The following is a 19,236-nucleotide window of genomic DNA, read 5'->3' on the forward strand; positions in this document are numbered from 1 at the left end:
GGACGTGACTGAACCGGCATCTGCCCGGACCGTTGGACCGCCATGACCGAGCCAACATCCGCCTCACTGGAACACGTTGCCGACGCCCGGCGACACGAGATGGCCACCGAACACCTGCTGTTCGGCACGATCCGCTTCCTGGCTCACCGCCACCCGGAACTGCTGGACGAACTTGACGCCAGCTTGGCGCGCCTATGGGACCGCGCGGAGGGCGAGGCGCGGGACGACGAGGCCGTGCGCAAGATCGCCAGCCGCATCATCAAGAGCCTCCGGGCGGAGAGCTAGCGATGCCGGGTCGGCCCCCTATCCGTGGCCGACCCGCTAGATGCTGTCTTTCGGGGACATGTGATTGGCGTCTGTCAGCGCGTACAGCCGATGCAGATCCCGCGTGTGATCGCGTCGTTGCGCTGTTCGCCCGGGCTCCGCCGTTCGATGCTGCCGGTCTCGCTCGGTCCGAGTGCGTTCGGATTGGGCACCGTCTGCCCGGTAGCCGCGGTATGTGGGGCCTTCGCAGCCGTGGTCGGACCGCCCCCCGTCCCCGTCTGGCTGATGGATTGTGCCCAGCCTGGCTGAATGCCGACGACGAGGAAGGCGACGGTGGCGATCTTCAAGGGCGCGCGCATGATAACCTCCCGGCGCTTTGCTCTGCGTGGAACTGACGCACTTGCCGAGCGAAAGTTCCGTTGACGCGCAGATTCGGACTTTCAGCTCCAACCGTTGATGCTGCCGCATTCAGATTTCGTACGCCCCATTCAGGACTTCGCCATCCGGCGTATCGGCTAAGTCCTATTGAGGCTTGCCGGCTGCGCGGGATTACTAGTCCCTGACACGGTCGCGCTTAATGGGGCTCCAGATGAACCCGACCGTCAAGGCTGTGTTGCTGAACGAGCGGGCGACCGTCCTCTCGGCCATCGCGGCCCGTGAAGGGACCGTCTCAGACCTTCTTGTCCAGTTGAATGGCGTAGAAAATGACATCTGGCGGTTGCGTCACCGCTTGATCGACCTGGAAGCCTATCTGGTCGGCCAGCGGATCGACCTGCCGGCGGATCCGAGCGACCCGGAAGCGGCTGCCCCATGCCTGGATGCAGTGGCGACCCCGGCATCAGGCCTGCCGGCTTGCAAGCCCCTCGACGATTTTGTGCGCCACAGGTCCGGCAAGCGAAAGGTCCTCGCCAGCACCGCACCGCGCCGCATCGAGGATGCGAGCCGCTCGGCCTGAGCCTTCCATGCGGATCGGCGCGGCTTGGTTGAGGCGGAGCCGGGTCAGGCTTCCCGCAGGTCGGAGCCAATTACCGGAAAGCCTGACCCGGCTCATCGGCGACCGCCGCGTAGAGTCGATGCCCGTATGGGCTATCGATCGCAAGCGCGATATCCTGCTTGCCGCGATCGCCCTGGCGATCTTGGCATCGGTTGGAGGACCTAGTGTTCCGGCATGGTGAGCTGTCTTGGCCCCGGGGCAGGGCGTGAGCGCCATGTAGACCCGGCTCGCGGTCGTTCGGATCGCTGATGCGGCTTCCGCCGGGATTGCCGAGACCCCCATCCTGAGGCCTATCTGAGGCCTGCGAGGATCCGAAAGGGGTGAGGGATGGGCAACCGGGATGGTGCCGGCGCGTCGAATGCACGGATCGCCGAGGTCCAGCGCCTCGCGACCGCCCTGGCTGCCCGGGTGCGATACGCCCAGCTGGTTCAGCGGCCGATCTTCGAGGAGCAGGTCAATGCCCTGGTCGGCGCGGCGCGGCTGTTGGACGAGGAGCGGGTACCCTGGCCGCCCATGGTGGAAGAGGTGCTGATGGAGCTGGCCAAGTCGCTGGACAGCTCTGGGGATACCGACACGCCAGCGGAGCCCTGAGGCTGGGACGGCCGGCCGACCGGTCTGCGGTCAGCTGAAGTCGCCGAGCCAGCGCAGCGAGCGGCGCAGGCGTGCGGTGCCCTCCCGTGCGAACCAGAGCCCGTGCGCGAAGACGACCGCTTCGGGCTTGAGGGCCACGAGATCCGCCGCGCCCCGGGCCGCGTCGCGCCGACGCAGCTTGATCACGAGGCGCAGATAGGGCGGCGGCTTCCCCTCCGGCGCGGTCATTCCGGCCAGCCGCAGCAGCGGGCGCAGGAGCGCCGGCATCTTCGCCGGTTCCAGGTTCAGGACGAGGTCGGTGAGCACCAGCGTCCGGCTGCGCTTGTGGAAGAAGGCGACCTCGCGGAAGCCGAGGCCGCCCGGCACCACCTGCTGGCGCAGGTCCGCCTGCCACTCGGGTGGCGCAGCGTCCCCGAGCACGCGGTCGATCCGCAGGCCGGAGCGGCTAACCTGTCTGCGCTGGCGCAGGTTGGGCGCCGCCCAGGTCAGCGCCTCCGGACACTGGCTCTGCCAGTCCTTCAGGAAGGTCCAGTGCGCGATGTTCGGCGCGACGAGGTGGCGGATCGGTCCCAGCGCCTCGATCGCCCGATGCAGCGCCGCGTCGTAGCGGGTTGGCGAATGCAGCCACAGGCCACCATCGCCGAGCCGGACCACGGTCATCCGCACCGGGAGCGGGAAGCCCAGGATCCGCAACGGGCCGCTGTCGACGATCCAGACGCCCTCGGCGACCGGCTTGAGCACGTCGAGGGGTGGATAGGTTGCTTCAGGCAAGGCCTGGTTCTCTCGGCTGCCTCCGGCTGTGCGGCCGGAAAGTGAGGCAACCGCCGCGGCGCATCGGGTTTCCCGGATGGATCGCCGCAGCCCGCTGCCTCAGGTCAGGCCTGAAGATAGGTGGGCGCCGCGATGGGCCGGGCCGGGAGGGCGCGCCACAGGGCGATCCCGAGGCCCAGGAGGGTCAGGAGATCGCAGGTCAGCCCGAACACGGAGCCGACGAGGAGGTTGTGGCCGGCCCAGCACAGGGACGCGCTCAGGAACAGCAGGCGCATCGTCTGGGGCGCGGCCTGCAGGCGTGCGGCCGTCGCCAGCAGGGTGCCGATCGCCGCGCAGGCGGAGGGCGTCCCGTTCCAGGTGGCGATCGTCAGCCAGGCCGCTAGCAGGGTGGTGGCGGCGAACAGGGGATGGACCCATCCGTTCCGGTTCGGTGCGCCGAGGCAGGTCAGGGAGACCAGGCTCTGCACCACCGCGATGGCGCACATCGCGGCGCCGGTGAGCGCTCCGAGCGTCAGGTAGTGGGCGCCGAAGCAGGCGGCGCAGGCCGCCGACCCGGCAAGCATCCACGGGCGGCGCGGCATCAGGCCGGCAATGAATCCCAGGGTCAGGCCCAGGGATCCGAAGATGTCGAGATGGGTCCCGGCGAGATCATACCAGGTCAATACGGTGTCGGCGGCAATCATCGGTCGCGCTCAGCCGGCGCGGATGCGCCGTTTCCGCCGAATGCGCTAGGTTCGCATGGTAATCAGATGGTTAACGATAAATCGCCCGGTGATCACGTCCCTGCGAGGGTGGCGAAACGGCCGCACGGGCGACGCGCTCAGATCTACCGCGTACATCAAGTATTGGATCAGCGATAACCCGAGAATAACATAGGTTATCGCTCGGTTGTCCGGAGATAAATCCGGGAACAAGGCCTGAGAATTCCGGTTTTCGGGGTATTCATTCGGACGTGTCCGGGGCCGATCGAGGCCGCGGGGCGTCCGCTCCTGCCGTCCTGCGGCGACCCGACCCGACGCGCCCATGCAGCTTTCCAACCCGGATATCCGTCGCCCGATCGCCGTCCCGGCCTGGCTCCGCGCGCCCGGCGGCACCGGTCCCTTCGCGGTCCCGGCCCGCGCGCAGCGCCGGACGACGCGAAGAATCGACGAAGTCTGGGGCCACCACCCGCCCGGGTCCCGCCAGACTTCGCGTAGCCGGCAGGCGGGGTCCGGCCGATGACCCGATCCGCAGCGTTTCCCGAAAACCAGGACGCCCTGCTGGCCCTGGGGCGCACCCTGCGCGACAGCGGCTACACCTTTACGACGGTGACCCCCGCGACCCATGCCATCGTCAACGCACGGTCGTGCAACGCCGAGGCGCGCACGCTGCGCGACGTGATCGGCTGGAGCCGCCCGTTCCGGCCCGAGATCCTGTCCGGAGAGATCTTGAGCCGGCTTCGGGATGCCGGGGCCGTGGTCGAGGACGGCGCGCTGCTGCGCCCGACCGTCCGGTTCTCCAGCCTCGACGGCGAATTGCTCGCGCATTCCTCCTACCCGCCGACCGCCACCGATGCGGTGTTCTTCGGGCCGGACACGATGCGCTTCGTCGCGGCGGTGGTGGCCCATGTGGAGGCACGGCCGACGCCGGTGCGCCGGGCGGTCGATCTCGGCTGCGGTTCCGGGGCCGCCGGGATCTGCATCGCCAAGCGGTCGCCCGGCGCCGAGGTGGTGCTGGTGGACATCAACCCCGCCGCGCTGCGGGCCGCCCGGGTCAACGCCCGGCTGGCTGGGACCGACGGCGTCGATGTCCGGCACAGCGACATGCTGCGCGACGTCGAGGGGACGTTCGACCTGATCGTCTCGAACCCGCCCTTCATGATCGATCCGGCGGCCCGGGCCTACCGGCATGGCGGCGGTCCGCTCGGGGCCGGCCTGCCGCTGGCGGTGGTGGAGCAGGCGATCGCGCGGCTGGCGCCGGGGGGCAGCCTGGTGCTGTTCACCGGGGCGGCGATCGTCGAGGGGGCGGACCCGTTCCGGGACGCGGTGGCCGAGGCCTGCGGCCGCGCCGGCCTGGACTGGACCTACCGCGAGTTCGATCCGGACGAGTACGGTGAGGAGTTGGCCAACCCGGAATATGCCGCCGTCGAGCGCCTCGCCTTGGTGGTGCTCACGGTGACCCAGCCAGGGACCCAGCCAGGGACCCGGTCATGAGCGAGGCCGATGGCGGGCGCGATGAGGTCCTGGACGACGAGGTCCTGAACGATGTTCTGGCCGGCCTCACGGCCGACGTGAAGACCCTGCCGGGCAAGTATCTCTGGGACGAGACCGGCTCGGACCTGTTCGACCGGATCTGCCACAGCCCCGATTACTATCCGACCCGCCAGGAGATGGCGCTGCTGCCCCGGGTCGCCGCCGAGCTGGCCGGCAAGGTCGCACCGGGCGTGACCGTGGTGGAGTTCGGCAGCGGCGCCAGCCGCAAGATCCGCACCCTGCTCGACGCGCTGACCCGGCCGGCCGCCTACGTGGCGATCGACATCTCCGGCGAATACCTGGAGGGCGCGATCCGGCGCCTGGCCGCGGATTACCCCGACATCGCCATGGTGCCGGTCTGCGCCGACTACGCCAAGCCGGTGCCGCTCCCCGTCGCGGCGGGGCCGGGCGGCATCCTGGGCTTCTACCCGGGCACCAGCATCGGCAACTTCGCGCCCCCGGAGGCCGGCCTGTTCCTGGAGCGGGCGCGCACGACCCTCGGGCCCAGCCTGTTCCTGGTGGGCGCCGACGCCACGGTCGAGCCCGAGCGCCTGCAGCGGGCCTATGCCGGGGCGGACGGTCTGATGGCGGCGTTCCACCGGAACATCCTGGTCCGGCTCAACCGCGAGCTCGGGGCCGACTTCGACCTCGACAACTTCCGGCACGGGATCACCCTGTGCCCCGATCCGCAGCGGGTCGAGGCGCATCTCGAGGCGCTCCGTCCGGCCACCTATCACCTCGGCGGGCAGGCGATCGCGTTTGCGGCGGGCGAGCGCATCCGCACCGACACCTCCCACAAGTACACGTCGGCGGCCTTCCAGGCGCTGGCCCGCCGGAGCGGCTGGCAGCCGCGCGGCCTGTGGCAAGCGGAGGACGGGAGCTTCAACCTGCACCTGCTGGAGCATGCCGGCATGTGAGGCCCCGTCGAGGCCGGGCTCGTTGTCCGGCGTCGCTCGTGGAGCTTGCCCGGCGCGCCGGATGCGCGCTACGGCCGGGGCCGGTCGCTTCTCTCCCAAGGAGGCGTGTGGATCCTCCTCTCACACAGGGGAGGGAGCCGCGCTTGGGGCTGGCCCTTGCGTTCATCCGGCAGCGATGTGCGAATGTCGTGGCGGGCCGGGGGAGGGCACGGGTTCGCGCCGGATCGGCGCATCGTCCTGCCGCGGAAGATCGGGTTGCGGCCTAAAAATCCGTCGGCGCGACCGGCGACGTCCGGTCGAGCCCAGCCGGGGCGAGGGCGCCTCGAACCGATGGCGTCCCAACCACGGCGCGGATCGGACAGGCTTTGGACCGGAGGCGCGCCGGATCGCGCGCGGCGGGTCAGCCGCGCGAAAGACCCTGGACCCCGGCGAAAAATCTCACACCATCTGGAGCGGCCGGTGCTTGTCGTCGTCGGTATCGGTGGCCGCGCCCTTCGGCACGGTGCCGGTCTCGACCATGGCCCGCTGGTCGCGCGGTGGCGGCGGGAAATCCGTCAGGGGGCGCCAGGGCGCAGCCGGCACGCCCATCCGCACGGCGTTGGCCGAGCGGAACATCCATGCCGCGACCAGCATCCAGGGCACGACGAAAAAAACGAACGCAGTGAGTCCCACGACGATCCTCCCGGGCTAAGAGCCGTTCGCGCTCGCCGCCGAAACGAATACTGGTTCGGCATCGGCGAGCGCACTGAATCGACGGCTCTCCTACAAACGCGTGACCGGCCGGCATCGATCCGGGGGCTTCACGCCTCGTCGAAACGTGCCAGGGTGCAGAGGAGAGCCGCGTGGCGATACGCGCTGGGTGCCACGCCGAGGCGTGCGTTCAAACGGCGAGAGAAACGGGCCCGGCTGGCGAAGCCGCAGCCCAACGCCTGGGTGCCGCCGGCCGCAGGTCCGATCGTCACCGTACGGGATGCGTCTGCAAGACTAGTTGCAAGACCAGTACCGGCGATGGTCTAAAACGGAGTAAAATAACGTATGATAAGATTAAGGCCGGGCCATCCTGCGATGACGGTTCCAAATCTCGAATCGTCGGCGATGTGCGCGAGGGTGTGTGCAGACAGTCTTTTCTACATGCGAAGTCAAAGAAAACACGCGGTTCAAGCTGTGGCGTGAAGTCATCTCCGACCGCATGGGGCCAATTGAGCTGAGTCAGACTTGTGATCGGCCTTTCGAAGGACTGATACAGGCGGCCGATGTCGGCAGCTTGCGGATCACCCGCATTCGCGAAAGCAACGTGCGGTCGGAGATCACGCCGCAGACCCTGCGTCGGCGCGAGCGGACGGGGGCGGTGTTCGCGCTGATCCAGCTCGAAGGCCGCTCGATCAACATCCAGGACGGCCGGGAGGCCATCCAGGGGCCCGGCGAGATCGTGCTGCTGGCCGACCGGCCGAACGTGCACATCTCGGGGCCCAGCGATCAGTCCCTCGTGCTCGAGATCCCGGTCGCGCCCCTGACGCACATGCTGGGGCCGACCCAGCACCTCACCGCCCTGACGTTCGGGGGCGACGACGGCACTGGCGTGCTGGTGAAGGCCTTCTTCACCGATCTCGTCCGGGTCTACGCGGACCTCGACGCCGTGACGGCCGAACGCATGGCCGGTGTCGGCATCGACCTGATCGTGGCGAGCCTCGCCGAGCGGCTGGCCAGGGAGGTGCCGCGACCGCTCCACGGCAGCGTCGTGGTCCAGCGCGCCAAGGCCCATGTCGAGGCCAACCTGGGCGACACGACCCTCGACCCGCCCCGTCTCGCGGCCGCCGTCGGGGTCTCCTTGCGCCGTCTGCAGGAGCTGTTCCACGAGCGCGGCCAGCACATTTCCGACTGGATCTGGCAGCGCCGGCTGGACTCCGCGGCCGAGCGCCTGGCGGATCCGGGCTGCGCCCACATCGCGATCGGCAACCTCGCGTATGGCAGCGGCTTCACCAATCAGGCCCATTTCGCCCGCCGCTTCAAGGCGCGCTACGGCCTGAGCCCCAGCGCGTACCGGGCCGTTTCCGCGAAGCCGCCCCCGGGTCGGTAATCCGACGCGCGCGCGCTGCCGGCTCGGGCCGTGGAGCGTGGCCGCGCGCCGTCGCGACGGGCTCCGTCCCCGTCCTGTCCCCCGTCCCATCCCCGTCCCGTTCCCCTCCCGACCCCGTCGCAACGCCGCAGGCGGGATAGCTTTCGCGACTGCGGTGGTTTGCGGGACGACAGCATGGGGGCAGAATGGACGCCACCAGTCCTAGACTGGCGCCCGAGACCGCGCCAAAGACCGAGACCGGGCCGAAAACCTCGACCGCTCAGGCGCATCAGGCGGAGTTGACCCTGCGCGGCATCGTGCTCGGGGCCGCCATCACGATCGTCTTCATGGCGGCCAACCTCTACATGGGGTTGAAGACCGGGATGACGTTCTCGTCCTCGATCCCGGCCGCAATGCTGTCGATGGGCGCGTTCCGGCTGATGGGCGGCGCCGGCATCCTCGAGAACAACATCGTCCAGACCCAGGCCTCGGCGGCCGGCACCCTGTGCAACGTGATCCTGGTCCTGCCGGGTCTCGTCCTGATCGGGCATTGGCACGGCTTCCCGTTCTGGCAGACCACGGCGGTCTGCGCCCTGGGCGGCCTGCTCGGCGTGGCGTTCTCGATCCCGTTGCGGCGGGCGCTGGTCTCGGGCAGCGACCTGCCCTACCCGGAGGGCATCGCCGCAGCCGAGGTGCTCAAGACCGGCCACGAGGAGCAGGGCGGCCACGGCCTGCGCGACCTGCTGGCCGCCGCCGGGGCGGCCGGAATCGTCGGGCTCGCCACCACGGGGCTGAAGCTCCTGGGCGAGGGGCTCTCTGGCGCGATCAGCCTCGGGGGCGCCGCCTTCCGCACCGGGACCGGGTTCTCCCTGGCGCTGGTCGGCGTCGGCTATCTCGTGGGCATCGGGGCGTGCCTCGCGCTGCTGACCGGCGTGCTGATCGCCTGGGGCATCGTCGTCCCGATCCTGACCGCGCTCTCGCCCGATCCGGGCAAGACCGCCGGGCAGGCCGCCGAGGCGGTCTGGTCGGAGCAGGTACGCCTGATGGGTGCCGGGATCATCGCGGTGGGCGGCCTGTGGACGGTGGCCTCGCTCGCCCGCCCGATCGCGGCCAGCATCCGCACGGCCCTGTCGTCGGCCGGCGGCGGCCTCGGCGCGGACCACCCGCGCGAGGAGCGGGACCTGCCGATCACCTGGGTCGCGGGCGGGGCGCTGGCCCTGTGCGTGCCGCTGGCGCTGCTGTTTGCCGACTTCGCCCAGCCGGCCGGGCTGGGCGGCACGCTGATCGTCTTCGCGGTCGCGGCGACGCTGTTCATGGTGCTGTTCGGCTTCCTCATGGCCGCCGCCTGCGGCTACCTCGCGGGCCTGCTCGGCTCCTCGTCGAGCCCGATCTCGGGGATCGGGATCCTCACCACCATGGCGACCGCGCTGCTGCTGCCGCTGCTGCTGGGCCACGCGACCGGCCCCGAGGGCGACCGGTTCGTCACCGGCATGGCGCTGCTGCTCACCGCCGTCATCGTGACGACCGCGTCGATCGCCAACGATAACCTGCAGGACCTCAAGACCGGACAGGTGGTGGGCGCCACCCCGTGGCACCAGCAGGTCGCGCTGGTCATCGGCGTCGGGGTCGGCGCCCTGGTGATCGCGCCGCTGCTGTCGCTGCTCTACCAGGCCTACGGCTTCGTCGGCGCCCCCTCGCGGGAGGGGCTCGACCCGGCGAGCGCCCTGCCGGCGCCTCAGGCCGCCCTGATGACCCAGATCGCGCAGGGCATCACGCACGGCGCGCTGCCCTGGACCATGGTGCTGATCGGCGCCGGGCTCGGCATCGTCCTGGTGGCGGCCGAGGCGTGGCTGAAGCGCCGCGACCTCACCTTCCCGGCGCTCACCGTGGGGATCGGCATGTACCTGCCGCTCTCCGTCGAGGTGACGATCGCCATCGGCGGCATCCTGGGCTGGCTCGCCGAGCGCCGCCTGCGCCGCCGGGTCCGGGGCGACCGGCGGGATACCGTGCTCGCCGCCGCCCGCCGCCGGGGCGTGCTCCTGGCCTCTGGGTTCCTGGTCGGGGAAAGCTGCGTCGGCGTGCTGCTGGCCGGCGCCGACCTCATCGCCGGGCACAGCGCGGCGCTGGCGATCATGGGGCCGGGCTTTGCCGCCACGGCGACTTGGCTGGGGCTGGCGGTGTTCCTGGGGGGGCTGGGCCTCTATTTCCGGCTGGTGTCCACGGCCGATGACGACGCGCCCGGGACCGCCGCCCGCTCCTCGGCCGTGTCATGACGGCGGCATCCGAAATCCGCTCGTTTCCGCTCAGCGCCGGGATCCTGTTCGGGCTGGGGCTCGGCGGCTTCTTCGACGGGATCGTGCTGCACCAGATCCTGCAATGGCACCACATGGTGAGCAGCTGGTACCCGATCGATTCGATCCCGAACCTCGAGCTCAACACCCGCTGGGACGGGATCTTCCACAGCGCCACCTACGTGTTCGTGGTGCTCGGGCTGTTCATCCTGTGGCGCGCCGCCCACCGGGAGCACCTGGCCTGGTCGAACAGGTTGCTGGCCGGCTCGCTGCTGATCGGCTGGGGCCTGTTCAACCTCGTCGAGGGCGTGATCGACCACGAGATCCTCGGCGCCCACCACGTCAACGAGACGATGCCCCGGGACCAGTGGATCTTCTGGGATGTCGGGTTCCTGGTCTGGGGCGTCGCCATGCTGGTCGCCGGCTGGCTGCTGGTCCGGGCGGGCCGCCGGGAGGGGGCGGCGTGAGGCGTCGGCGCAGTGCTCTGACGACCCGGGCCCGGCCGTCCCTGGTTCCCTGGCTCGTGCTCGGGGCCGGCCTGGTCCTGGCGACGATGCCGGCCTGGCGGCCGCTGGTGTTCGGCACCGCACTCACCCTCGACGACCTGCTGAGCCTGCGCTGCCTGTCCGGCTGAGCCTCAGGCGCCGGCCTCGCCGAGCAGGGTCTGGACGAAGCGGCGGGTGCGCGGGTCGGCGGGCCGGGCGAACAGCTCGGCCGGCGGTCCCTGCTCCACCAGCGCGCCGCCGTCGAGGAACACCACCGTGTCGGCGACCCGCCGGGCGAGGCGCAGGTCGTGGGTCGCCATCAGCATGGTCATGCCCTCGCGGGCGAGGCCGGCCAGCACGTCCACCACCTCGGCGGCGAGCTCGGGATCGAGCGCGGAGGTCGGCTCGTCGCACAGCAGCAGGCGCGGGGAGGGGGCGAGCGCCCGGGCGATCGCCACCCGCTGCTGCTGGCCGCCCGACAGGCTCGCCGGCCACGCCTCGGCCTTGTGGGCGAGGCCGACCCGCGCCAGCAATTCCAGCGCCCGGACCCGGGCCGCGGCCCGGGGCCATTTGCCGACCGTGATCAGCCCCTCGGTGATGTTCTCGATCACCGTGCGGTGGGGAAACAGCTGGAAGTTCTGGAACACCATGCCGGTCTGGCGCCGGACCGCCAGCAGGTCCCGCCGGGAAGGCGCCGTGCCGGGCCGGAAGGTGAGGCGCTGGTCGCCGAGCACCAGCGTGCCGGCCTGCGGGATCTCGAGCAGGTTCACGCAGCGCAGCAGGGTCGACTTGCCCGAGCCCGACGGGCCGATCAGCGCGGTGACCTTCCCCTCCGGGACCGTCAGGTCGATGCCGCGCAGGATCGGGGTGTCGCCGAACCGCTTCTCGATGGCCTGGAGGGCGATCACGCGCGGGCCTCCAGGTAGCCGCCGTAGCGCCCGAGGCGCCGCTCCAGCCCGCCCTGCAGCCAGGACAGGCCCGAGCACAGCACGAGGTAGATCAGCGCCGCCTCGGCGTAGAGGATCAGCGGCTCGTAGGTCACCGCCACGATGCGCTGGGCCGCCTGGAACATCTCCGGCACGGTGATCGCGGCGGCGAGCGAGGTGTCCTTCACGAGCGCGATAAAGCTGTTGGACAGGGACGGTACCGCCACCCGCCCCGCCTGGGGCAGGATCGTGCGGCGCAGGGCCTGGGCGGGGGTCATCCCGGTGGCGTAGGCGGCCTCCCACTGGCCCTTCGGGATCGACGCGATGGCGGCGCGCACGATCTCGGACGCGTAGGCGCCGACGTTGAGCGTGAAGCCGATCACCGCGGCCGGGAAAGCGTCGATCAGGATGCCGGCGCTCGGCAGGCCGTAGAAGATCACGAACAGCTGCACCAGCAGCGGCGTGCCCCGGAAGATCCAGACATATGTCCAGGCGAGCGCCGCCACCGGGCGCGGCCCGAACAGGCGCGCGAGCGCCACCGCCAGCCCGAGGCTCAGCCCGAGCCCGAAGGCGATGAGCGTTAGCGGCACGGTGAACCGGAGACAGGCTTCGAGCAGCGGCCCGAGCGACTGGAGCATGAGGTCGAGCCAGTGCGGCACGGGACGGTGTTTCCTGCGGGATCGGGCGACGGTCTATACGGGTTTGCGCCGCGGATCGCGCGGGGGATTTTTCGGGTCGGTTTCGGATCGCCCGCGCCTTTCGGGGGAATACGGTTCGGTGACCGAACCCGCCCGGCGGGGGCTGACGGGCTCACACCTGTCCGGACAAGGCGCGGGTCCGCTCTCCCGTGCGGGCTACGATGTTCGGACATCGTAGCCGGATGAAGCGACGGCTGGACCCAGGCGCGTCTCCCTCCCCCGCAAAGGGGGGAGAGAGGGGGCGTGTCTGCCTCGAAAGGGACTTCTCTTCCCGCCGCCGACGGTCCGAATTGCGATGTGCGAACATCGTAGCCCGGGGAGGGCGCGTGTTCAGCCGCGCCCTGCAGGCGATGACCCGCCTATCGAGACACGTCCGCCCCGAAATATTTCTGCGCGATCGCCGCGTAGCTGCCGTCGGCCTTGATCTCGGCCAGCGCCTTGTCGAGGGCGGCCTTCAGGTCGGGGTTGTTCTTGCGCAGGAGGATGCCGGACGCGTCGGCGTCGTCCTTCTGGGCGACGATCTTCACGGGGGCGTTCGGCTTCTGCTTGTGGAAGTCGAGGAAGGACAGGTTGTCGTTGAGGGTCGCGTCGGCCCGGCCGGTGATGACCAGCTGGATCGACTGGTCGAACCCGTCGGTGCCGACCAATTCGGCCCCGGATTCGGTGGCGAGCCGCGCGAAGTTGCTGCTCAGGCTCTGGGCGGATTTCTTGCCCTTGAGGTCGGCGAACCCCTTGATCGTGCCGGTGTCGGCGCGGGTGATCAGCACCGCCCGGGAGCGGATATAGGGCTCGGAGAAATCGAACTTCGCCTGGCGCTCCTTGGTGATGCCGACTTGGTTGATCACCACGTCGTAGCGCTTGGCGTCGAGCCCGGCGATCAGGCCGTCCCACTTGCCTTCGAGGAATTGCGGCGCGACGCCGAGTTTGTCCGCCACCTTGCGGCCGATCTCCACGTCGAACCCGGCCAGCGCCCCGGAGGCGTCGTGGAAGGAGAACGGCGCGTAGGTCCCCTCGGTGCCGATCCGCAGGGTCTTGGCGGCTCGGATCGCGTCGAGGTCGTCGGCCCGCGCGGAGACGCCGAGGAGCAGGGCGGCCGCGGCGAAGACGGCCGCGCGGGCGGCGGGGACAAGACGCATCACGACGAACTCCAGAGCGAAAGCGTTGAAACCACGGACCCGGATCCCCGCCGCCCGTCCGGCAAGATCGTCCAGGACGGTTCTGTCGCGACACGCGGATTGGAAAACCGGGGTGGCTCGTCGCCGCGTCGTCGCCGACCGGGCCGGGCCGAGAGCCCTATACCAAGCGGGGCGCGCGGCGCCTACGCCGAGTCGGGGCGGCTCCGTCGCCTGAAAGCAGAGTCTTCCAGTGGGCCGCACGGTTCCAGGTGTTTGGTTCTTCGGGGGGCGCGCCGCCCCGGACGGCCCGGATCGGCGGGAACACGGGGCCTCGACGGCGCAAGACCTTGATCGACTGATGTTCTCGGATCCCGGACCCCGCCGCGCGGCTCCCGCATGACCGGGTGATGATCAATCCCATGCGCTGTGGGTAGGGAATAAGATTTCTTGCGGCCGGACCGGGTTGTCGCCGTCGCCCAAGGCTTGCGCGGCCGGCCCGGGCACATCGCAAACAGAGCGCGGCTTTTGTCGAGCCGGCGCCGGGACGGGCGTTGATCTTGGATGATCCTTCGGCACAGTGCCGGCGTGGTGTCGATCCGGGGCTGGCCTCTCGTCCCGGTGGCGGCACGCAATGGTCTATCGCTGTGAGCCGGGGGCCGCCTCGGCGGAGGATCGCGCATGAGCTCGCCTGCCCAGCCCTACCGGGGCGTCTTCCCGGTCGCCCCCACGGTGTTCGACGCCGCGGGCGCCCTCGATCTCGACGGACAGCGCCGGGCGATCGACTTCATGATCGAGGCCGGGAGCCACGGGATCTGCATCCTGGCCAACTTCTCCGAGCAGTTCGTCCTCACCGACGCCGAGCGCGAGACCGTGATGGACGCGGTGCTCGACCACGTCGCCGGCCGGGTGCCGGTGATCGTGACGACCACGCACTTCGCCACCCAGGTCTGCGCCGAGCGCTCGCGCCGGGCGCAAGAGGCGGGGGCCGCCATGGTGATGGTCATGCCGCCCTATCACGGCGCCACGATCCGGGTGCCGGACATCGGCGTCTACGACTTCTTCCGCGGCGTCTCGGACGCGATCTCGATCCCGATCATGATCCAGGACGCCCCGGTGGCCGGCACGCCGCTCTCGGCCGCGTTCCTGGCCCGCATGGCCCGGGAGATCGAGCAAGTCTCCTACTTCAAGATCGAGACCCCCGGAGCCGCCGGCAAGCTGCGCGAGCTGATCGCGCAGGGCGGCGACGCGGTAATCGGCCCCTGGGACGGCGAGGAGGCGATCACCCTGATGGCCGACCTCGATGCCGGCGCCACCGGGGCGATGACCGGCGGCGCCTATCCGGACGGCATCCGCCAGATCACCGACGCCTACGCGGCCGGCCGCCGGAGCGAGGCGCTCGACGCCTACGCGCGCTGGCTGCCGCTGATCAACCACGAGAACCGGCAATGCGGCCTGTTGGCCTGCAAGGCGCTGATGGCCGAGGGCGGCGTCATCGCCCACGAGACCGCCCGCCTGCCGCTCCAGCCGCTCCACCCGGATACCCGCACGGCGCTGATCGAATTGGCCCGGCGCAACGATGCGCTGGTGCTGCGCTGGGGGCGGTGAGGGGCCGCGTCAAATTTCATAACGGTCTGCCGCATGCCTTATCGAACATGCTGACGGTGCGGCGAGACCAGCGACTTATTATTTGGGCGACGAAAGTGTTGCTTCGAATAAATATTTGATTGATTTTGTCAAAATTAATTCGAGATGAAGGAGAAGTTGGATCTTGCGGCGAGGTCGATTTGAAAAACCGTTAGAAAATCATACTTCTGTCCGAGACCGGGCGTCCAATATCTACCATGAGCGATCCAGTCGCGATAATTGAACGCCCCAAGGATCGTGCCGATAAGGAATTTCAGCTCCGGCCTGTAACTGCGCCAGATCGGCAAGAGGTCGCGACCGAGAGAAATGGAAGCACCTTTCTGCTTGTATGTTTGTCTAAAGGACTTTGAGATTGGATCCCTCTTTCGCTGATAGCATCGTTGAAGATAATCAATTTTGAACGTTGCTTCCAGGTCTGCAAGTAGCGTGAAAGTACACGTGGCATCCAATTCCGCCACGCGCGACTCCATTTCGGCTGTCGCTTCATCACCGGTGTAGCCGAAGAATTTGGTCGCGGCCCGTGTGGAGTAGAAAAACCTTATTGAGCTGTCTGTATCGTTATAATAATTCGCGATCTCTCTTGGACCGAGATTTTTATAAGAAAAATTCACCAATGTTTTGTATTTAGCCATTGGTAATACCCATAATGAGATCGAGAAAATTATCTCGGTTAAAATCTATGAATTTTAAATCGGGTGGATTGGAAACGATTTTCCAGGTCCATGCAATGTCTTGCTCAGGCTGCGGGTCGGCTTGTTTTTTCTCCTGACGGCGCGGATTGGACATCGTCACCAAAACTCTTGGCCCCGGCGATGCTGCATCGACCAGCATGAGGCGGCTCCTGCCTGAAGCGCCGCTTATCTCGATGCGTCCTTTGGTGCCGATGAGCTGGGTACCCACGGGAGTCAGGGCGACAGACCGATTCCCAATCAGGATGATGCATTTTCGAACTTCGTAGGGGCCGGTATCTTCTTCATGAATGCTCTGCGGGTGGTATTCGATCGCAATGGATCCGTTTGACGTCCATGGCTCAAGAAATTTTTCGATGTGACCGTACAGGCTGTCTACGTCCGCAATGTACTCATCTCTCTGGCGGGTCCAGAATTCTTTTTGACTCTCCTTGTTGGCCTGTAGGCCGCTCACAAATTGGTCGAAATCATTTGATGGCATGGATTGGCCCACAGGTTCGGCGCCCAGCGTTAAAGGCGGTCTCTGACATTTAAGACGTATGCCTGTGTCGGCCCCTTTGCGAGCATCGTGTCCCGCGAACAAGAACACGCCACGGGGCGCAGAGTGCGTGAGGCATGGGCTGTTCGAGTGAAATCGGGACACACTTCGGACCGGCACATTTTTAGATCCGTACGATCGAGCTGCACCGTCAGTCCAAGGGGCTTGCCGCCGACCCCCGCCCCAGCACCCCCGACAGCCGGTCCACCGCCTCCCGCGCCAAGTCCGGGCTGATGGCGAAGCAGATGCGGACCAGGCCCTCGCCCGCGGGGCCGAAGGCGGTGCCCGGGGCGACGCCGACCTTGGCGTCGCGCAGCAGGCGGAACGCCAGGTCGAGGCTCGGCTCGTCGCCGGCGATCCGGGGCATGAGGTAGAAGGCGCCCTCCGGCGGCGCCACCGTGACCCCGGGCAGGCGCGCCAGCCCCTCCACCAGGATCCCCCTCGCCTCGGCGCAGCGGTCGACCATCGTGCGGATGAAGCCGTCGCCCTCGTCGAGCGCCGCGACGCAGGCGTGCTGGATGAAGGTCGGGATCGAGGTGGTGCTGTACTGGCCGAGCTTGGCGAAGGTCGGCGCCAGGCCCCGGGGGAAGATCACCCAGCCGGCGCGCCAGCCGGTCATCGCCCAGTTCTTCGAGAAGGTGTTGGTCACGATCAGCCGGTCGTCCTCCGTGCAGATCTGCAGGAAGGACGGCGCGATCTGGTTGCCGTAGGTGAAGTGCGCGTAGACCTCGTCCGACAGGATCCACAGGCCGCGCGCGCGGGCGAGGTCGCGAAGCGCCGTCATCTCCGAAAGCGGCATGGTCCAGCCCGTGGGGTTCGAGGGCGAGTTGACCATGATCACCCGGGTGCGCGGCGTCAGCGCCGCCACGATGTCGGCGAGCGGCAGCGTGAAGCGCCCGTCCGGCTGGATCCGGTAGGGCACCGTCACCGGCACCCCGCCGGTGATGCGGACCGCCTCGGCGAGGTTCGGCCAGGCCGGGGACGGGATGATGATCTCGTCGCCCGGCTCCAGCAGCGCCTGCGCGGCCTGCATGATCGCGTTCATGCCGCCGGCCGTGACGGCGAACCTGTCCGCCGGGACGTCCACCCCCCAGTGCCGGGCGTGGTAGGCGCCGAGCGCTGCCCGCAGGGCCGGCAGGCCGAGCGAGGTGGTGTAGCGGGTGTGCCCGGCCTGCATCGCCCGGTGCGCCGCCTCGACGATGAACGGCGGCGTCGGCAGGTCGCCCTCGCCGATCCAGAGCTTGACCACGTCCGGGTCGTCCCGGCCGCGATCCGCCACCAGGCCGATCTGGCTCGTGCCGATGCCGCGGATGCGCTCCGAGAGCGCGGCGGACAGGTCGAGGGGCATGTCGAGGGCGGCGGCAGCGGGTTCGAGCATGGAGCGAGGGGTCTCCTGGTGTCCGGGGAGCGGCGCAGCGCGGCGCGCGGGTGGGCACCCGACTTGCAAGCGCCCGGCCGTTTTGGGGAATCGCGCCGAGCCTGCCGCGTCGGAGCGCGCGCGTCCAGGCCCGGCGTCGCCGCGATGGCTGTCCTGTCATTATCGACATTTCAGAAATTTCTGAAAATGCTATAAACCGAGTCGCAGATCCCGAGCCGGGAGACCCATCGTGCTCGACACCCTCGATCCCCTGATCCTCGCCCGCATCCAGTTCGGCTTCACGGTGGCGTTCCACATCGTGTTCCCGGCCTTCTCGATCGGGCTGGCGAGCTTTCTGGCCGTGCTGGAGGGCCTATGGCTCGCCACCGGCCGGCAGGTCTTCATGGACCTGTTCAAGTACTGGCTGAAGATCTTCGCCATCGCGTTCGCCATGGGCGTCGTCTCCGGCCTGGTGATGTCCTACCAGTTCGGCACCAACTGGTCGGTCTTCTCCGACAAGACCGGCCCGGTGCTCGGCCCGATGATGGCCTACGAGGTGCTGTCGGCCTTCTTCCTGGAGGCGGGCTTCCTGGGGGTGATGCTGTTCGGCATGCGCAAGGTCGGCCCACGCCTGCACTTCGCCGCGACCCTGATGGTGGCGTTCGGGACCTTCTTCTCGGCGTTCTGGATCCTGTCGGTGAACTCGTGGATGCAGACGCCGGCGGGGTACGGCACCAACGCCGAGGGCCAGTTCGTGCCGCTGGACTGGTGGGCGATCGTGTTCAACCCGTCCTTCCCGTACCGGCTCGTCCACATGGTGCTGGCGGCCTACCTGACCACCGCGCTCGTGGTCGGCGCGGTGGGCGCCTGGCACCTGCTGCGCGACCGGGCCAACCCGGCGGCCCGGACGATGTTCTCGATGGCGATGTGGATGGCCGCCCTGGTGGCGCCGGCCCAGATCCTCGCCGGCGACGCCCACGGGCTCAACACCCTGGAGCACCAGCCCGCCAAGGTCATGGCCATGGAGGGCCACTTCCAGAGCCACCCGGACGGGGCGCCCCTGGTGCTGTTCGGCCTGCCCGACCAGGAGGCCGGCACGGTCCGCTACGCCGTGGAGATCCCGAAGCTGTCCTCGCTGGTGCTCAAGCACAGCCTGGACGCGCCGCTGGCCGGCCTCGACAGCCTGCCCCGGACGGACTGGCCGCCGGTGCCGATCGTGTTCTGGTCGTTCCGCATCATGGTCGGGCTCGGCATGCTGATGCTGCTTCTCGGGGCCCTGAGCCTGCTCGCGCGCTGGCGCGGGGCGCTCTACCGGTGGAGCCCGCTGCATCGCTTCGCGCTCGCCATGGGCCCGGTCGGCTTCGTGGCGGTGCTGGCCGGCTGGATCACCACCGAGGTCGGGCGCCAGCCCTACACGGTCTACGGCCTGCTGCGGACCGCCCAATCCGCCTCGCCGCTCCACGGCCCGGCCGTGGCCGCCTCGCTCACCGCCTTCGTGGTGATCTACTTCTCGGTGTTCGCCATGGGGGTTCTGTACATCCTGCGCCTGATGGCCCAGCCGCCCCATGCCGGCGAGACCGGGATCGAGCCCGGCGCGCCGATCCGCACCGCGGGCATCACCCCCGCCCCGTCGGTCGATCCCGACCGCCACCTCCAGCCGGCCGAGTGA

21 protein-coding genes are annotated in these 19,236 nt (G+C 68.9%); 11 read left to right on the forward strand and 10 right to left on the reverse strand.

The genetic code is table 11. The features are described from left to right. The first annotated feature begins 99 nt into the window (after positions 1–99). Positions 100–285 (forward strand): hypothetical protein, encoded by a 186-nt coding sequence (locus AC0IY0_RS15870; protein ID WP_471764531.1) that lies wholly within the window; start codon positions 100–102, stop codon positions 283–285. A gap of 74 nt (positions 286–359) precedes the next feature. Here the strand turns inward: AC0IY0_RS15870 and AC0IY0_RS15875 are convergent, their stop codons facing one another. Continuing rightward, positions 360–623 carry a hypothetical protein gene (locus AC0IY0_RS15875; protein WP_147939290.1) on the reverse strand — a complete coding sequence of 88 codons (264 nt, stop codon included), beginning with the start codon at positions 621–623 and terminating at the stop codon, positions 360–362. A gap of 230 nt (positions 624–853) precedes the next feature. Here AC0IY0_RS15875 and AC0IY0_RS15880 point away from each other — a divergent pair, with 230 nt between their 5' ends. Beyond that, the gene (locus AC0IY0_RS15880; protein WP_471764533.1) at positions 854–1,219 is read left to right on the forward strand and encodes a hypothetical protein; all 366 of its coding nucleotides are present in this window, start codon (positions 854–856) and stop codon (positions 1,217–1,219) included. A gap of 366 nt (positions 1,220–1,585) precedes the next feature. After that, positions 1,586–1,849, forward strand: a complete 264-nt coding sequence (locus AC0IY0_RS15885; RefSeq protein WP_147853809.1) for a hypothetical protein — start codon at positions 1,586–1,588, stop codon at positions 1,847–1,849. A 30-nt stretch (positions 1,850–1,879) separates the two neighbouring features. Here AC0IY0_RS15885 and AC0IY0_RS15890 read toward each other — a convergent pair whose 3' ends face one another. Then, positions 1,880–2,620: a DUF4336 domain-containing protein gene (locus AC0IY0_RS15890; RefSeq protein WP_471764535.1), complete on the reverse strand. Its 741-nt coding sequence runs from the start codon at positions 2,618–2,620 to the stop codon at positions 1,880–1,882. A gap of 104 nt (positions 2,621–2,724) precedes the next feature. Continuing rightward, positions 2,725–3,303 (reverse strand): YgjV family protein, encoded by a 579-nt coding sequence (locus AC0IY0_RS15895; RefSeq protein WP_419830943.1) that lies wholly within the window; start codon positions 3,301–3,303, stop codon positions 2,725–2,727. Positions 3,304–3,837: 534 nt separating this feature from the next. Here AC0IY0_RS15895 and AC0IY0_RS15900 point away from each other — a divergent pair. Next, positions 3,838–4,812 carry a methyltransferase gene (locus AC0IY0_RS15900; protein WP_147939287.1) on the forward strand — a complete coding sequence of 325 codons (975 nt, stop codon included), beginning with the start codon at positions 3,838–3,840 and terminating at the stop codon, positions 4,810–4,812. After that, complete coding sequence (egtD, locus tag AC0IY0_RS15905) at positions 4,809–5,768, forward strand: L-histidine N(alpha)-methyltransferase (protein WP_419830941.1); 960 nt, start codon at positions 4,809–4,811, stop codon at positions 5,766–5,768. The genes AC0IY0_RS15900 and egtD overlap by 4 nt, the downstream gene beginning before the upstream one ends. Before the next feature lie 438 nt (positions 5,769–6,206). On the opposite strand, the gene AC0IY0_RS15910 is transcribed toward egtD, so the two are convergent. After that, positions 6,207–6,440: a hypothetical protein gene (locus AC0IY0_RS15910; RefSeq protein WP_147908101.1), complete on the reverse strand. Its 234-nt coding sequence runs from the start codon at positions 6,438–6,440 to the stop codon at positions 6,207–6,209. A gap of 439 nt (positions 6,441–6,879) precedes the next feature. Here AC0IY0_RS15910 and AC0IY0_RS15915 point away from each other — a divergent pair, with 439 nt between their 5' ends. The 4 genes from AC0IY0_RS15915 (at position 6,880) to AC0IY0_RS15930 (ending at position 10,749) form a co-directional block, all read left to right on the forward strand. Continuing rightward, positions 6,880–7,845 (forward strand): helix-turn-helix domain-containing protein, encoded by a 966-nt coding sequence (locus tag AC0IY0_RS15915; RefSeq protein ID WP_471764538.1) that lies wholly within the window; start codon positions 6,880–6,882, stop codon positions 7,843–7,845. Between the two features lie 185 nt (positions 7,846–8,030). Continuing rightward, entirely contained in the window at positions 8,031–10,097 is a 2,067-nt protein-coding gene (locus AC0IY0_RS15920; RefSeq protein ID WP_471764540.1) for an OPT family oligopeptide transporter, read from the forward strand. Further along, positions 10,094–10,582 (forward strand): DUF2243 domain-containing protein, encoded by a 489-nt coding sequence (locus AC0IY0_RS15925; RefSeq protein ID WP_471764542.1) that lies wholly within the window; start codon positions 10,094–10,096, stop codon positions 10,580–10,582. Before AC0IY0_RS15920 ends, AC0IY0_RS15925 begins: the two co-directional genes overlap by 4 nt. Beyond that, positions 10,579–10,749: a hypothetical protein gene (locus AC0IY0_RS15930; protein ID WP_187278470.1), complete on the forward strand. Its 171-nt coding sequence runs from the start codon at positions 10,579–10,581 to the stop codon at positions 10,747–10,749. The genes AC0IY0_RS15925 and AC0IY0_RS15930 overlap by 4 nt, the downstream gene beginning before the upstream one ends. A 3-nt stretch (positions 10,750–10,752) precedes the next feature. Here AC0IY0_RS15930 and AC0IY0_RS15935 read toward each other — a convergent pair whose 3' ends face one another. The 3 genes from AC0IY0_RS15935 to AC0IY0_RS15945 form a co-directional block, all read right to left on the reverse strand. Further along, entirely contained in the window at positions 10,753–11,508 is a 756-nt protein-coding gene (locus tag AC0IY0_RS15935) for an amino acid ABC transporter ATP-binding protein (RefSeq protein WP_419830937.1), read from the reverse strand. Beyond that, entirely contained in the window at positions 11,505–12,185 is a 681-nt protein-coding gene (locus AC0IY0_RS15940) for an amino acid ABC transporter permease (protein WP_147856460.1), read from the reverse strand. The genes AC0IY0_RS15935 and AC0IY0_RS15940 overlap by 4 nt, the downstream gene beginning before the upstream one ends. Before the next feature lie 398 nt (positions 12,186–12,583). Then, complete coding sequence (locus AC0IY0_RS15945) at positions 12,584–13,360, reverse strand: amino acid ABC transporter substrate-binding protein (protein ID WP_419830936.1); 777 nt, start codon at positions 13,358–13,360, stop codon at positions 12,584–12,586. A 657-nt stretch (positions 13,361–14,017) separates the two neighbouring features. Here AC0IY0_RS15945 and AC0IY0_RS15950 point away from each other — a divergent pair. Continuing rightward, positions 14,018–14,944: a dihydrodipicolinate synthase family protein gene (locus tag AC0IY0_RS15950; protein WP_471764545.1), complete on the forward strand. Its 927-nt coding sequence runs from the start codon at positions 14,018–14,020 to the stop codon at positions 14,942–14,944. A 134-nt stretch (positions 14,945–15,078) separates the two neighbouring features. On the opposite strand, the gene AC0IY0_RS15955 is transcribed toward AC0IY0_RS15950, so the two are convergent. The 3 genes from AC0IY0_RS15955 to AC0IY0_RS15965 form a co-directional block, all read right to left on the reverse strand. Further along, entirely contained in the window at positions 15,079–15,615 is a 537-nt protein-coding gene (locus AC0IY0_RS15955) for a hypothetical protein (RefSeq protein ID WP_471764547.1), read from the reverse strand. Further along, positions 15,608–16,126 (reverse strand): hypothetical protein, encoded by a 519-nt coding sequence (locus tag AC0IY0_RS15960; protein ID WP_471764549.1) that lies wholly within the window; start codon positions 16,124–16,126, stop codon positions 15,608–15,610. The genes AC0IY0_RS15955 and AC0IY0_RS15960 overlap by 8 nt, the downstream gene beginning before the upstream one ends. A 235-nt stretch (positions 16,127–16,361) precedes the next feature. After that, positions 16,362–17,588 (reverse strand): pyridoxal phosphate-dependent aminotransferase, encoded by a 1,227-nt coding sequence (locus tag AC0IY0_RS15965; protein ID WP_471764551.1) that lies wholly within the window; start codon positions 17,586–17,588, stop codon positions 16,362–16,364. A gap of 229 nt (positions 17,589–17,817) precedes the next feature. Between AC0IY0_RS15965 and AC0IY0_RS15970 the strand changes: the two genes are divergently transcribed. Then, a complete protein-coding gene (locus tag AC0IY0_RS15970; protein ID WP_471764553.1) occupies positions 17,818–19,236 on the forward strand; it encodes a cytochrome ubiquinol oxidase subunit I in 1,419 nt (472 codons plus the stop codon).

Source organism: Methylobacterium sp. AC315 (genome assembly GCF_979253755.1).

Coding starts and splice junctions, on each gene's coding strand:
- AC0IY0_RS15965 (WP_471764551.1), bottom strand. CDS start 17,588: ATGCTCGAACCCGCTGCCGCCGCCCTCGACATGCCCCTCGACCTGTCC.
- egtD (WP_419830941.1), top strand. CDS start 4,809: ATGAGCGAGGCCGATGGCGGGCGCGATGAGGTCCTGGACGACGAGGTC.
- AC0IY0_RS15920 (WP_471764540.1), top strand. CDS start 8,031: ATGGACGCCACCAGTCCTAGACTGGCGCCCGAGACCGCGCCAAAGACC.
- AC0IY0_RS15945 (WP_419830936.1), bottom strand. CDS start 13,360: ATGCGTCTTGTCCCCGCCGCCCGCGCGGCCGTCTTCGCCGCGGCCGCC.
- AC0IY0_RS15895 (WP_419830943.1), bottom strand. CDS start 3,303: ATGATTGCCGCCGACACCGTATTGACCTGGTATGATCTCGCCGGGACC.
- AC0IY0_RS15950 (WP_471764545.1), top strand. CDS start 14,018: ATGAGCTCGCCTGCCCAGCCCTACCGGGGCGTCTTCCCGGTCGCCCCC.
- AC0IY0_RS15885 (WP_147853809.1), top strand. CDS start 1,586: ATGGGCAACCGGGATGGTGCCGGCGCGTCGAATGCACGGATCGCCGAG.
- AC0IY0_RS15875 (WP_147939290.1), bottom strand. CDS start 623: ATGCGCGCGCCCTTGAAGATCGCCACCGTCGCCTTCCTCGTCGTCGGC.
- AC0IY0_RS15955 (WP_471764547.1), bottom strand. CDS start 15,615: ATGGCTAAATACAAAACATTGGTGAATTTTTCTTATAAAAATCTCGGT.
- AC0IY0_RS15880 (WP_471764533.1), top strand. CDS start 854: ATGAACCCGACCGTCAAGGCTGTGTTGCTGAACGAGCGGGCGACCGTC.
- AC0IY0_RS15925 (WP_471764542.1), top strand. CDS start 10,094: ATGACGGCGGCATCCGAAATCCGCTCGTTTCCGCTCAGCGCCGGGATC.
- AC0IY0_RS15900 (WP_147939287.1), top strand. CDS start 3,838: ATGACCCGATCCGCAGCGTTTCCCGAAAACCAGGACGCCCTGCTGGCC.
- AC0IY0_RS15870 (WP_471764531.1), top strand. CDS start 100: ATGGCCACCGAACACCTGCTGTTCGGCACGATCCGCTTCCTGGCTCAC.